This is a genomic window from Vibrio sp. 10N.222.54.A3, from assembly GCF_041474095.1.
Taxonomy (GTDB): Bacteria; Pseudomonadota; Gammaproteobacteria; order Enterobacterales; family Vibrionaceae; genus Vibrio; species Vibrio crassostreae_C.
On record NZ_JBFRTN010000061.1, the window covers coordinates 42,241 to 54,471 of the forward strand.

Annotated in this window: 13 protein-coding genes; 7 read left to right on the forward strand and 6 right to left on the reverse strand. The window is 44.1% G+C overall.

All coding sequences use genetic code 11. The features are described from left to right. Positions 1-122 precede the first annotated feature (122 nt). The 3 genes from AB4507_RS13890 to AB4507_RS13900 all read left to right on the forward strand — a co-directional run bounded on the left by AB4507_RS13890 (position 123) and on the right by AB4507_RS13900 (position 1,078). Complete coding sequence (locus AB4507_RS13890; protein WP_008222923.1) at positions 123-326, forward strand: YaeP family protein; 204 nt, start codon at positions 123-125, stop codon at positions 324-326. A gap of 1 nt (position 327) precedes the next feature. After that, the gene (locus AB4507_RS13895; protein WP_004738555.1) at positions 328-519 is read left to right on the forward strand and encodes a DUF4250 domain-containing protein; all 192 of its coding nucleotides are present in this window, start codon (positions 328-330) and stop codon (positions 517-519) included. Between the two features lie 232 nt (positions 520-751). Next, positions 752-1,078 carry a hypothetical protein gene (locus AB4507_RS13900; RefSeq protein ID WP_017072003.1) on the forward strand — a complete coding sequence of 109 codons (327 nt, stop codon included), beginning with the start codon at positions 752-754 and terminating at the stop codon, positions 1,076-1,078. Between the two features lie 367 nt (positions 1,079-1,445). Here the strand turns inward: AB4507_RS13900 and glyA are convergent, their stop codons facing one another. Continuing rightward, the gene (gene glyA / locus AB4507_RS13905) at positions 1,446-2,696 is read right to left on the reverse strand and encodes a serine hydroxymethyltransferase (RefSeq protein WP_017066387.1); all 1,251 of its coding nucleotides are present in this window, start codon (positions 2,694-2,696) and stop codon (positions 1,446-1,448) included. 347 nt (positions 2,697-3,043) lie between these two features. Here glyA and AB4507_RS13910 point away from each other — a divergent pair, with 347 nt between their 5' ends. Then, a complete protein-coding gene (locus AB4507_RS13910) occupies positions 3,044-3,646 on the forward strand; it encodes a YitT family protein (protein WP_017069490.1) in 603 nt (200 codons plus the stop codon). 181 nt (positions 3,647-3,827) lie between these two features. Here AB4507_RS13910 and treC read toward each other — a convergent pair whose 3' ends face one another. The 5 genes from treC to gmhB form a co-directional block, all read right to left on the reverse strand. Beyond that, positions 3,828-5,513 (reverse strand): alpha,alpha-phosphotrehalase, encoded by a 1,686-nt coding sequence (gene treC, locus AB4507_RS13915; RefSeq protein ID WP_029235475.1) that lies wholly within the window; start codon positions 5,511-5,513, stop codon positions 3,828-3,830. A gap of 141 nt (positions 5,514-5,654) precedes the next feature. Continuing rightward, on the reverse strand, positions 5,655-7,079 hold the full coding sequence (treB, locus tag AB4507_RS13920) for a PTS trehalose transporter subunit IIBC (protein ID WP_017063347.1): 1,425 nt from the start codon (positions 7,077-7,079) through the stop codon (positions 5,655-5,657). 204 nt (positions 7,080-7,283) lie between these two features. Continuing rightward, positions 7,284-8,228, reverse strand: a complete 945-nt coding sequence (gene treR / locus AB4507_RS13925; protein ID WP_017071999.1) for a trehalose operon repressor TreR — start codon at positions 8,226-8,228, stop codon at positions 7,284-7,286. A gap of 91 nt (positions 8,229-8,319) precedes the next feature. Then, entirely contained in the window at positions 8,320-8,661 is a 342-nt protein-coding gene (locus AB4507_RS13930) for an MliC family protein (RefSeq protein ID WP_017060761.1), read from the reverse strand. Between the two features lie 112 nt (positions 8,662-8,773). Further along, positions 8,774-9,358: a D-glycero-beta-D-manno-heptose 1,7-bisphosphate 7-phosphatase gene (gene gmhB / locus AB4507_RS13935; protein ID WP_017060762.1), complete on the reverse strand. Its 585-nt coding sequence runs from the start codon at positions 9,356-9,358 to the stop codon at positions 8,774-8,776. Positions 9,359-9,565: 207 nt separating this feature from the next. On the opposite strand from gmhB, the gene metN reads away from it, so the two are divergent. From metN to AB4507_RS13950, 3 genes are all read left to right on the forward strand, one after another. Further along, complete coding sequence (gene metN, locus AB4507_RS13940) at positions 9,566-10,600, forward strand: methionine ABC transporter ATP-binding protein MetN (RefSeq protein WP_017060763.1); 1,035 nt, start codon at positions 9,566-9,568, stop codon at positions 10,598-10,600. After that, the gene (locus AB4507_RS13945) at positions 10,590-11,273 is read left to right on the forward strand and encodes a methionine ABC transporter permease (protein ID WP_017060764.1); all 684 of its coding nucleotides are present in this window, start codon (positions 10,590-10,592) and stop codon (positions 11,271-11,273) included. Before metN ends, AB4507_RS13945 begins: the two co-directional genes overlap by 11 nt. 66 nt (positions 11,274-11,339) lie before the next feature. Next, on the forward strand, positions 11,340-12,149 hold the full coding sequence (locus AB4507_RS13950) for a MetQ/NlpA family lipoprotein (protein ID WP_017060765.1): 810 nt from the start codon (positions 11,340-11,342) through the stop codon (positions 12,147-12,149). Positions 12,150-12,231 lie beyond the last annotated feature (82 nt).

Below are 12,231 nucleotides of genomic sequence, written 5' to 3' on the forward strand. Positions count from 1 at the left end.
CGAGCTAACCAAGTGAGATATTGAGCAAGGACAAACTAACTCTGAACTTGATCAGATCCACTTTGTTTTTGCTTATCTCTATGTGTATATTGAGATCAGTTATCATTTGGTTAGGTATAAAAATGAAAGTATACGATTGTTGTGATTTGGTGCGTGAACTGTATTCTCAAATTGGCAGTGGCGACCAAGGCTATATCCCTAAAGCGATCACCTGCGCGGTAAAAACATTGAATGACCTTGCTGCAGATGAATCTCTTCCTAAAGAAGCTCGTGAGCGTGCAGCCTTTGCCGCTGCAAACCTGCTGATCTCAGATTTCGAGGACTAATATGAACCTCGCTAATTTTGAAAAAATGGATCCTGTAATGTTGATGAGTATCGTCAACATGAAGCTACGTGACGACTTCGGTGGTGATTTGGATCGAGTGGTCAACTTCTACGAAATCGACAAAGCAGCCTTAATCGCTAAGCTCGCGTCTGCTGGTTTTGAGTATCTTCCAGAAGCTAAACAGTTTCGATAGTCGTTTAAAAAATCTTCCTATTTAAAGACCAACCTCTGTGTTGGTCTTTTTTTGTTGGTGATACGTAATAAGGAAACACGCAGCAAACCCATTATAAATTATCTGTATGCACCTATACTTTTATATCTTAGAGTCAACGAACGCGCCTTGAACCAAAGCGTATTGTTGTATAGGCTACCTAAACTAGCATATAAAACTCATCACTCAACTTGATGATAGTGAAGGATTAACAATGAAAAGACTCGGACTTTTAGCCGTTATCGCAGCCGCACTCACCGCAGGTTGCGCTTCAAATACTCAGCAAGACAACTTTCGCGAAGCCTCTTTTGAGCTGTGTAATACTGAAGTCGATATTTACTCTGTAAGCCATGATGAACGAGTTCGTATTGTCTGTTCTGATGGCTCTAAATTCGCTTTGAACAGCGAAGACACATTAGAAGTGATGCGTGATATCAATATCGATTACTGTGACGGCGAAGGCTTAGGTAAGTTCAGTGAAAGCCGCCACTACTACTCTTTCAAGTGTAAGTCAGGCACCCTACTTAGCATCAAAAAGTAGAATCGACACTACCAAATACCAAAGGGTTAATGTGAAAGCATTAACCCTTTTTAATACCCGCTTTTCTTTACTCTTAATCCCAAATCCACCAGCCACCAGATACAAAAAATAGCTCCTTTAAAGAAGCCTCTAGTATCATTGCTTTTCAAAGTAGTTGTTTGAAATTCTAAGAGAGCACGCGGAGCTTACGAATGTAAGTGAGCATGCTCGACAACGTAATACCCAAAAAAACAAAAAAAGCTCCCAACAGGAGCCTTTCAAATCGTATTTTTCAATCAAATAGCTTTAGTTCAAGGAAAAGGCGCGGAGTTTACGAATGTAAATGAGCACCTTTGACACAGAAATTAAGCTATTTGAGCCAGAAAAATTAAGCGTAAACAGGTAGACGCTTACAGATCTCTAGTACTTTTGCTTTAGTCGCTTCGATAACAGACTCATCACCCATGTTATCTAGGATGTCACAGATCCAACCTGCTAGCTCTTTCGCGTCTGCTTCTGAGAAACCGCGACGAGTGATAGAAGGAGAACCGATACGGATACCTGAAGTAACGAATGGGCTACGTGGGTCGTTTGGTACTGAGTTCTTGTTTACAGTGATGTTTGCTGCACCTAGTGCTGCATCTGCTTCTTTACCTGTGATGTCTTTGTTGATTAGGTCAACTAGGAACAGGTGGTTCTCTGTAGAACCTGAAACGATGTTGTAACCACGAGCTAGGAATTCAGCAACCATTGCTTTTGCGTTAGCAACAACGCGTGCTTGGTATTCTTTGAACTCTGGCTCTAGAGCTTCTTTGAACGCTACTGCTTTACCAGCGATAACGTGCATTAGAGGACCACCTTGGCCGCCTGGGAATACTGCTGAGTTCAGCTTCTTGTAAAGATCTTCGCCTTCGTTAGAAAGGATTAGACCACCACGAGGACCCGCAAGCGTTTTGTGCGTCGTTGTAGTTACTACGTGAGCGTGTGGCACTGGGTTCGGGTAAACGCCTGCAGCGATTAGACCTGCTACGTGAGCCATATCTACGAACAGGTAAGCACCTACTTTGTCAGCGATTTCACGCATGCGCTTCCAATCACAGATTTGAGAGTAAGCAGAGAAACCACCGATGATCATCTTAGGCTTGTTCTCGATAGCCAGCTTTTCCATCTCTTCGTAATCGATTTGACCCGCTTCATCGATACCGTAAGGGATGATGTTGTAAAGCTTACCAGAGAAGTTTACTGGAGAACCGTGAGTTAGGTGACCACCGTGTGCTAGGCTCATACCTAGAACCGTATCGCCTGCATTTAGTAGTGCCATGTATACAGCGTTATTTGCTTGAGAACCTGAGTGAGGCTGTACGTTTGCGTACTCTGCACCAAATAGTTCACATGCACGTTCAATTGCTAGAGTTTCAACTTTGTCTACGTACTCACAACCACCGTAGTAACGCTTGCCTGGGTAGCCTTCAGCGTATTTGTTTGTTAGCTGAGAACCTTGAGCTTCCATTACACGTGGGCTTGTGTAGTTTTCTGAAGCGATAAGTTCGATATGCTCTTCCTGACGAAGAGTTTCTTCTTGGATAGCTGCGAATAGATCCGCATCGTAATCAGCAATGTTCATGTCACGCTTAAGCATCTGTATCTCCTGACTCAGATTGTACTGAAAGTTTCAAAAAAACCACACAACGACCGAAAGCAAACGTTTCCGTCACCGTTTTGATGTGACGCATTCTACATAATTTGATCTAGGTCATAAAGAGCTAATTGCAATTTTATCATGCAGTTTTTTCATAATCACAAATAAGATTCATCATGGTTATTAAGCTTATCCAACCAAAGATGACGCTTACTGTCAATTTTACGATTTACACCCTGTAAAACGCAGATTACATAGGTTTACCTTAATTTTGCCCCTCTAGCTACCGAAAGCTAAGGTTTTTCTCTACTATGCACGCCTTTATTGGTTAGGTAATTATAAAAACGATGGAAAAACACTCACGTAAAGAAGATTGGGTAGCAATCCTCACTGGCACGTTTTTAGTGGCGTTAGGCGTCTTCTTTTTACAGTCAGCGAACCTGCTTACTGGTGGCACTACTGGCTTGGCTCTGCTTTTGAGTCAATTTATGCCGGTAACCTTTGGTATTTTGTACTTTATTGCTAATTGCCCATTCTACTTATTAGCATGGAAACGATTTGGCCGTCACTTCGCAATAAGCAGTGCCATCTCAGGGGCTTTAGTATCTGTGTTTGCCGATCATTTATACTTAGTTATCTCGCTAGAAGTTCATAACGAGATCTATTGTGCTGTTGCCGGCGGCTTATTAATGGGCTTAGGTATGCTAATCCTATTCCGTCACCGCTCAAGTCTGGGTGGCTTCAACGTACTGTGCTTGTTTATCCAAGACCGCTACGGTATCTCGGTAGGTAAAACACAAATGGGTATTGATGCATGTATTCTGTTTGCATCGTTCTTCTTCGTGTCACCTTGGGTGATTGCCGTTTCTGTATTAGGCACCGCAGTATTGAACATCGTATTGGCAATGAACCACAAACCAACTCGCTACTCGGTGAATTACGCGTCTTAGAGTTCATTACCTGCTCTGTCGTTGCTGGCACTCGATGCTCAAACTTCTCGCAAGTAGACTCGAGGCACGATATTCCAGCCATCACTAAAACAAAAAAGGCTTTGGGAAGCACTCCAAAGCCTTTGTAGAAGCCTAATCTTTTAAGGGGAATCAAAATTAGGCTCATTGAAATGAAACAAGGTTACCCTTCAATCAAGAGAATACGAGTCTCGTAAGGACGTAACACTTGATGATGTAATGCAACTGAAGTGTTCGCTTGTTGATAGTTAGACAACAGACTCTTCGCCTTAGTCATATCAAAACGTTCCGGTAAAACGCACTCCGCCTCTTCACCATAATAGTTGTTAATACACAGCAAGGTTTGCCCTTCGTTCTCACGTGCATATGCAAAAATGGATGAGTGATCAGGTAATAGATCTTGATAGCTGCCATCTGTAATCACTGGCACTTGTTTACGTAACTCAATCAAACTCTTATAGAAATAGAAAACAGAGTCTTTGTCTTCCAGTGCTTGCTCAGCGTTAATCCCAGGGTAATTATTCGCTACATCAAGCCATGGCTGAGCTTGTGAGAACCCTGCGTAAGGCTCACTGTTCCATTGCATTGGTGTACGAGAGTTATCACGAGACTTCTGCGCCAAAATCGCCATCATATCTTCATGAGCCACACCATCACGGTTCACCATGATGTCGTACATATTGGTACTCTCAACATCACGATACTGGCTAATTTCAGTATAGCTAGGGTTAGTCATGCCAATCTCTTCACCTTGATAGATATAAGGTGTGCCCTGCATCATGTGGACAGAAGCGGCGAGCATCTTGGCTGATTCAACGCGATATTGCTGATCGTTACCTAAGCGACTCACCACTCTTGGTTGGTCGTGGTTACACCAGAATAGTGCGCCCCACCCTTTGCCATTCAATCCCGTTTGCCAGTGGTTAAAGATCGATTTGAGCTGTAAGAAATCAAACGGCGCATTGGTCCACTTCTCACCATTGGTGTAATCGACCTTAAGGTGGTGGAAGTTAAACACCATCGATAGCTCACTGTTATCAACGTTTGAGTATTGCTGGCAGTGTTCCAACGTGGTTGAAGACATCTCGCCTACGGTCACGCTGCCGTACTTCTGAAATACGGCTTCGCTGATCTCTTTCAGGTATTCGTGTACACGTGGACCATCGGTATAGAAACGACGGCCATCACCGATATCATCATTAGGAAAGTCTTGCTGCTTCGAAATCAGGTTGATCACATCCAAGCGGAAACCATCAACGCCCTTTTCTGCCCAAAAGCTGATAACGTCTTTCACTTCTTCACGTACAACCGGGTTCTCCCAGTTGAGGTCAGCCTGTTCTTTGGCGAATAAGTGTAGGAAGTATTGCCCAGTCGCCTCATCTAGTTCCCACGCATTACCACCGAACTTAGACTGCCAGTTAGTTGGTGCTTGACCATCTACGGGATCTTTCCAGATATAGTAATCGCGGTAAGAGCTGTTTTTGTCGCCCAAAGCAGATTGAAACCATGCATGCTCTGTCGAGGTGTGGTTTACCACGATATCCATCACGATACGGATACCACGTTGGTGCGCTTCAGACAGCAATAAGTCGAAGTCTTCCATGGTGCCGAATTGAGGATTAATCGCGTAGTAGTCTGAGATATCGTAACCATTATCGATCATAGGAGATGCGTAAACCGGGGTTAGCCAAATCGCATCGACACTCAAATGTTTGAGGTAATCCAGTTTCGAAATGATCCCTTTGATGTCGCCAGTACCTTTACTGCCACTGTCGCAGAAGCTCTTTGGGTAGATTTGATAGATGGTTGCGGTTTTCCACCAGCTTTCATCATGTTCAGTCATCGCCATCTCTAACACTCACTTACCAGAAAATATAAAATAAAAATCACCATGTGAATCATGGTCGAATAGCCGTTATAACTAAAAGAAAAAGCTATAACTAAGAGAAAAAGCGATAACTCATTTTGGAGTCATCGCTTATTCAATGCATTACGCGTTCGCGGTTTCTAACTCACCCTTGGATTGGGCTCGCTTGTAGAAAAACAGGGTTAGCGTGATAGGCAGTACTATCGCCACCAGCATCGCGACTAGGTAAATCGACCAATATTGAGGTTGAATCGATAGGATGCCCGGCAAGCCGCCGACACCGATACCATTCGCCATCACACCCGCGCTACCACAGATTGCGGCTGCAACAGCACTACCAATCATTGCGCTCAGCATTGGGAATTTGTATTTAAGGTTAATACCGTACATCGCAGGCTCTGTTACACCTAAGTAGGCTGAGATTGCCGCAGGAACCGAGATATCTCGTTCACCTTCACGCTTACTCAAGATAATGATGCCGACTACTGCCGATGCTTGTGCAATGTTTGATAGTGCAATCAAAGGCCAAATTGGTGTCCCGCCTAAGTCTTGCATCAGTTGCAGATCCACCGCGTTGGTGGTGTGGTGAATACCCGTGATAACCAAAGGTGCGTATAGGAAACCAAAAACCACTGAACCAAGAATCGCAAAATCACCTGTCATTGCCGCTTTAGCTGCGAATGCCACACCATCGCCTAACATACGACCGAATGGGCCAATGAAAGCGTGCGCTAGAATCACAGACAAAATAATCGATACAAATGGCACCACAACTAGGTACAAGTAAGCAGGGACGATGCGCTTAAGATTGGTTTCAATGAACGCCAAAGCCACACCCGCTAACATTGCTGGGATCACCTGAGCCTGATAACCGACCTTCTCAATCACAAACAGTCCAAAATCCCATACCTCAGGTACCGATTTACCTATCATGTATGCGTTCATGAGTTGTGGTGAAACTAAGGTCACACCGAGCGTGATACCCAAAATTGGGGTTCCGCCAAGCTTCTTAACCGTAGCCCAACACACACCAACCGGTAGGAAGAAGAAAATAGCTTCGCCGATCAACCATAAGAAAGAGTGAACGGTTGCCCAGAATTGACTGATTTCAACTAAGGTTTTGCCGTCGAACATGCGAATGTCGCCAATCACATTACGGAAACCAAGAATCAAACCACCTGTAATGATGGCAGGCAGCAGTGGTACGAAAATTTCGGCTAAATGGGAGATACCACGCTCAAGGAAGTTCATATTTTGACGAGCAGCCAGCTTCGCCTCATCTTTTGATGATGCCTCTTTACCTGTCTGTTCAATCAGAAGTGCGTACACTTCATCAACTTCAGTGCCAATCACAACTTGGAATTGGCCTGCGTTAGTAAAACAGCCTTTTACTAGCTTCAGTTTTTCGAGTTCAGCTTTGTTGGCCTGCTCTGTATCGTTCAATACAAAACGCAGTCGAGTCAGACAGTGGCTGACACTCGCAATGTTTTCTTTACCACCGACTAACTCGATAAGACGCGCAACGTCTTGCTTCGCTATCTTACTCATACTACCCCACCCTGGTTTCATTCAATTACTCTTCTAAACCATGCAGCTATAACCACTTCGATTTAGATTGATGGGAACATTCCCAATCACGGTTATTATAATGCCCACATGAATGATAAATTAAAATGGGAACAGTCCCATTAATTGAAAGAGATCACACTCTAATTTTAATCTAAGCGGTTCAATTTCGCTTAATTGAGTGGATTATAGAATCGGAGATTGAGTGTGATGAGAGATCTCTGAATTGCCTAAAAGCTGAGAGATCAATAGATTAGCGGCCAATTTACCTGCAGATTGATACCCAGGATCAATGCTAAATACTCGAGGGAACAAGAAAGAGAGAAGATCATTACCACCAACGCCGGTGACGACCACATCTTCACGTTGTCGCTCTTGCAGACGTTTGATCACACCGAGAGCCAATGTGTCACTAGCACAGACTATAGCTTGGGTGTTAGGTGTTAGTACCTCATCCACCAGCTGATAAGCACTTTCGTGATGAAGTTGACCAGTACGATAGTTTGCCACCGAACCTGTGTTTTCACACCAATCGAGATAAGCCTTAAGACGCAGTTCACCGGTTGATTTATCACTAGGATCAACCCCGATAAAGCCAATGTCAGAGATCCCTTGATCCGATAAATGCACCAACGCACTATTGATCACCTGTTGGTTATCATAGTTAATCGACGTCACGTTCTCGGTATCCAGAGCAATCACCACCGCTTTGTGTTCCCAAGCTTCGATTGCCGGAATATCGCAGTCAGTAAAACCAAATACAATAATGCCATCAACGTTACGACGCTTTAGAACTTGCAGGTGCTCATTGGCTTTATCTCTATCAAGTTGGCTTTCCATGATCACGACATCGTAATCCGCTCGATACAACTCGGCCAGCATCGTGCTAACGGCTTTGTTTTCAGAGGGAGAGTCCAAACGAGAGATAATCACGCCGATGACTTTTTGGCTGCCACCGCGCATCGATTGCGCAGATTTTGAAGGCGTGTACCCAGATTCTTGAATTACTCTTTCCACCCTTTCACGGGTTTCAGGTTTCACTTTTGGATCATTGGTCAGAACGCGTGATACGGTTGACTTACCAACACCGGACAGCTTTGCAATATCAAGAATAGTGAGTTTTTTGCTCATAAAAAGTCTAACGTTAAAGGGAAGAGAAGAAAAAGTGAGGGTAGATTCCCTCACTTAACTGTTTGTAAATACTAGCAGTTCTTACTATGACTTACTTTTGGCAATTTCGATAGACTACGCGACCAAGTTCTAGACGCGCATTGTCACCTTTCGTGCGCAAAGTGATGCTGTTAATCATCTCTGAAGTGCCATCATCTAAGATGTATTTGGTTCCTGAGCCCGCTGGAACTTGAGTCAGGCGGTATTCATTATCAGGCAAGCGTAGTACCGCTTTTTCATTATCAAGGTAAGACACATCAAACGAGACGTCAGACTCACATTGATAAGTCGCGAATTGATCATTCGATGTTGCGCTATCAGTCTCAGGGGCTGCTGATTTAGAGCACCCAACCAATGCTACTGTACATAGAGATGCTACCAACATAGCTTTCATACTTCGTTCCTCATCTTTATATAGTCAACGACACTTAGCCTATTCACAGGTTCGAACAAACCTAATGTAAGTGCCTAATGATAGGTCCATACCTTAGTGATAAATAAAACGTTTAGCCTTTTAAGAAAGCGGGTACGTCTTTAATGCTATCAAGTACCACGCTAGCCAACGCTTCACCTTTTTCAGTGATGGGTTTACCCGTTCTTACCAAGACTTTAGTACCAACACCTGCTGCTTCTGCAGCCATCATGTCTTCCGCTTTATCGCCGATCATGACCGAGTTAGCCATATCAATCTTCAGAAAGTCACGAGCAGAAATGAACATGCCTGGCTTTGGCTTACGACATTCACAATCTTGCTTGTAGTCACCAATACCGTGCTCAGCGTGGTGAGGACAGTAATAAATGCCATCGAGCTCGACACCATTATCAACAAAGTTCCAATCCATCCACTGCGTTAAAGAAAGAAAACGGTCTTCACTAAACATGCCGCGAGCAATACCAGATTGGTTGGTCACTAGCACCAATAAATAACCCATATCTTTAAACGCTTTCGCCGCTTCAAACACACCATCGATGTATTCAAAGTCATGCTCATCATGTACGTAGCCGTGATCAACGTTAATCACTCCATCACGATCTAAAAAAACAGCAGGTTTAGACAAAATTTTGTTCTCTATCAACTCTCTATTAATCATTAATTATTACACGCTTTATTTGCTTCATCACTATCTATTTAGTTTTGCGTTCGTTAACGATTTGTTTCTAGCTTAGCCATACAATCGACGTTTAGCCGTCTAGACGTAAAAATATCTATTGACTTAGATCATAGAACACCATAGCATCGTCTGTAAATCGAGCGAGCTATCGACATATTATTCTGTTCTACCTGCACGGGTTTCTCTATGATTAAAGTGAATCAAGTCAACAAGGTTTTTTATCAAGGCACTAAAGAAATCAATGCCTTAATTGATATCAACCTCCACATTCCTCAAGGTCAAATCTTTGGAGTCATCGGCTCTTCTGGTGCAGGCAAAAGTACCCTGATCCGTTGTGTAAATATGTTGGAAGCTCCGACCTCTGGTGAAGTGATTGTTGACGGTATCGACCTAACAAAACTCAGCAAATCAGAACTTAGCGAAGCGCGCCGTAACATCGGCATGATATTCCAGCACTTCAACCTGCTGTCTTCTCGTACTGTATTTAACAATGTAGCACTGCCTCTAGAACTTGCTGGTAAAGATAAAGCGATTATTGAAGCGAAAGTCAGCGAGTTACTTGAACTGGTTGGCCTTGCTGATAAGCGTGACACCTACCCGGCAAACCTAAGTGGTGGTCAAAAGCAGCGTGTGGCGATTGCTCGCGCACTGGCCTCTGACCCGAAAGTACTGCTATGTGATGAAGCCACCAGCGCATTGGATCCAGCAACAACTCAATCTATCCTTGAGCTGCTGCGTGAAATCAACCGCAAGCTGAACATCACTATCCTGCTTATTACACACGAGATGGATGTGGTTAAAAGCATTTGTCACGAGGTTGCGATCATTGGCGGCGGTGAATTGGTAGAGAAAGGTACAGTCGGTGACATCTTTGCTCATCCGAAGACAGAGCTAGCGCATCAGTTTATTCGCTCAACGTTGGATCTGACGATCCCTGAAGATTACCAAGCACGTTTGCAAGAGACTCGCGTAAACAGCAGCTACCCGCTGGTGCGTCTTGAGTTTACGGGTGCAACGGTTGATGCTCCGCTAATGACGCAAATCGCACGTAAATTCAATATCGATGTCAGCATCTTAAGTTCTGACCTTGATTACGCCGGTGGCGTGAAGTTCGGCATGATGGTCGCTGAACTGTTCGGTAATGAAGCAGATGATAATGCTGCTATCCAATTCCTACGCGACAACAATGTAAAAGTAGAGGTGCTTGGTTATGTCCTTTAGTTTCAACGAGATTGCTGACTGGATCAGCCTTAACGGTAACCTTCTATTAGGCGCAACAGGCGAAACGCTTTACATGGTTGCTGTTGCAGGCATTGTTGGCTTCGCGGTCGGTATTCCACTAGGCGTGATTCTGCATACGACTAAAAAAGGTGGCCTGTTAGAGAACACCAAAGTAAACAAGATTCTAGGTGCGATTGTGAACGTGGGTCGTTCAGTACCTTTCTTAGTTTTGATGGTTGCGATTATTCCACTGACTAAGATGCTGATTGGTACCTTCATCGGTACAACAGCAGCGATTGTTCCACTGACGATTGGCGCTATCCCATTCGTGGCTCGACTTATCGAAAGTGCACTACTTGAAGTACCAACAGGTCTAGTGGAAGCGGCCCAATCAATGGGCGCAACACCAACACAAATCATCAATAAGGTTCTGCTTCCAGAAGCACTACCGACTATCATCAACTCAGTAACGATTACGCTAGTGACTCTGGTGAGCTACTCAGCAATGGCCGGTACTGTAGGCGGTGGTGGCCTAGGTGATGTCGCGATTCGTTACGGATTCCACCGCTACGATGTGACCATCATGGCTGTGACAGTAGTGATGTTGATTGTGCTGGTACAAATTATTCAATCAATCGGTGATTCATTAGTTCGCCGCGTTGACCACAGATAAAGACTCACACATAAAGATTAGAGTCGTCTGAACCTAATTAAATAGATTTATTAAAAGGAGATTATTATGAAATTTAACCTTAAAGGTTTACTAACTATCGCAGCAGCAGCTTCAGCGCTAGTTCTAGCAGGTTGTGGTGATAAAGAAGTGGATACTTCTAAAGTAAAAGTTGGCGTAATGGCAGGTGCAGAAGCGCAAGTTGCTGAAGTGGCAGCTAAAGTAGCGAAAGAGAAATACGGCCTAGACGTTGAACTGGTTACTTTCACGGATTACGTAACACCAAACGCAGCTCTAGATGATGGTTCTATCGACATCAACGCATTCCAACACGCACCGTACCTAGATCAGCAAGTGGCTGACCGTGGCTACAAGCTAACTATCGCTGGTAACACGTTTGTTTACCCAATTGCGGGTTACTCTAAAGAAGTGAAATCGGTAGACGAAATCCAAGACGGTGCTCGTATTGCTGTACCAAACGACCCTACAAACCTAGGTCGCTCTCTACTTCTTCTTGAGCAACAAGGTCTTCTTGAACTTCGTGAAGGCGCAGGTCTTCTAGCTACAGTTCGCGACATCGTGGGTAACCCTAAGAACCTAACGATTGTTGAACTAGACGCAGCTCAACTGCCACGTTCTCTTGATGATGTTGCTCTATCTATCATCAACACAACTTACGCGAGCTCTATCAACCTGACTCCACAAAAAGATGGCGTATTCGTTGAAGACAAAGATTCTCCTTACGTAAACCTAATCGTTTCTCGTGAAGACAACCTAAACGCTGAAAACGTACAAAACTTCGTTAAAGCTTACCAAACTGAAGAAGTGTACAACGCAGCTTCTGACATCTTCCAAGGTGGCGTCGTTAAAGGTTGGTAATCAACTAAATAACAGCACTGTATAGATACCCGAAGGGGCTGACATAACGTCAGCCCCTTTTTATTGGTTCATCGCGGCTTTC

Bases quoted from the DNA above. Each gene is read 5' to 3' on its own strand.
- AB4507_RS13890 (WP_008222923.1), top strand. From the start codon at position 123: ATGAAAGTATACGATTGTTGTGATTTGGTGCGTGAACTGTATTCTCAA.
- AB4507_RS13895 (WP_004738555.1), top strand. From the start codon at position 328: ATGAACCTCGCTAATTTTGAAAAAATGGATCCTGTAATGTTGATGAGT.
- AB4507_RS13900 (WP_017072003.1), top strand. From the start codon at position 752: ATGAAAAGACTCGGACTTTTAGCCGTTATCGCAGCCGCACTCACCGCA.
- glyA (WP_017066387.1), bottom strand. From the start codon at position 2,696: ATGCTTAAGCGTGACATGAACATTGCTGATTACGATGCGGATCTATTC.
- AB4507_RS13910 (WP_017069490.1), top strand. From the start codon at position 3,044: ATGGAAAAACACTCACGTAAAGAAGATTGGGTAGCAATCCTCACTGGC.
- treC (WP_029235475.1), bottom strand. From the start codon at position 5,513: ATGGCGATGACTGAACATGATGAAAGCTGGTGGAAAACCGCAACCATC.
- treB (WP_017063347.1), bottom strand. From the start codon at position 7,079: ATGAGTAAGATAGCGAAGCAAGACGTTGCGCGTCTTATCGAGTTAGTC.
- treR (WP_017071999.1), bottom strand. From the start codon at position 8,228: ATGAGCAAAAAACTCACTATTCTTGATATTGCAAAGCTGTCCGGTGTT.
- AB4507_RS13930 (WP_017060761.1), bottom strand. From the start codon at position 8,661: ATGAAAGCTATGTTGGTAGCATCTCTATGTACAGTAGCATTGGTTGGG.
- gmhB (WP_017060762.1), bottom strand. From the start codon at position 9,358: ATGATTAATAGAGAGTTGATAGAGAACAAAATTTTGTCTAAACCTGCT.
- metN (WP_017060763.1), top strand. From the start codon at position 9,566: ATGATTAAAGTGAATCAAGTCAACAAGGTTTTTTATCAAGGCACTAAA.
- AB4507_RS13945 (WP_017060764.1), top strand. From the start codon at position 10,590: ATGTCCTTTAGTTTCAACGAGATTGCTGACTGGATCAGCCTTAACGGT.
- AB4507_RS13950 (WP_017060765.1), top strand. From the start codon at position 11,340: ATGAAATTTAACCTTAAAGGTTTACTAACTATCGCAGCAGCAGCTTCA.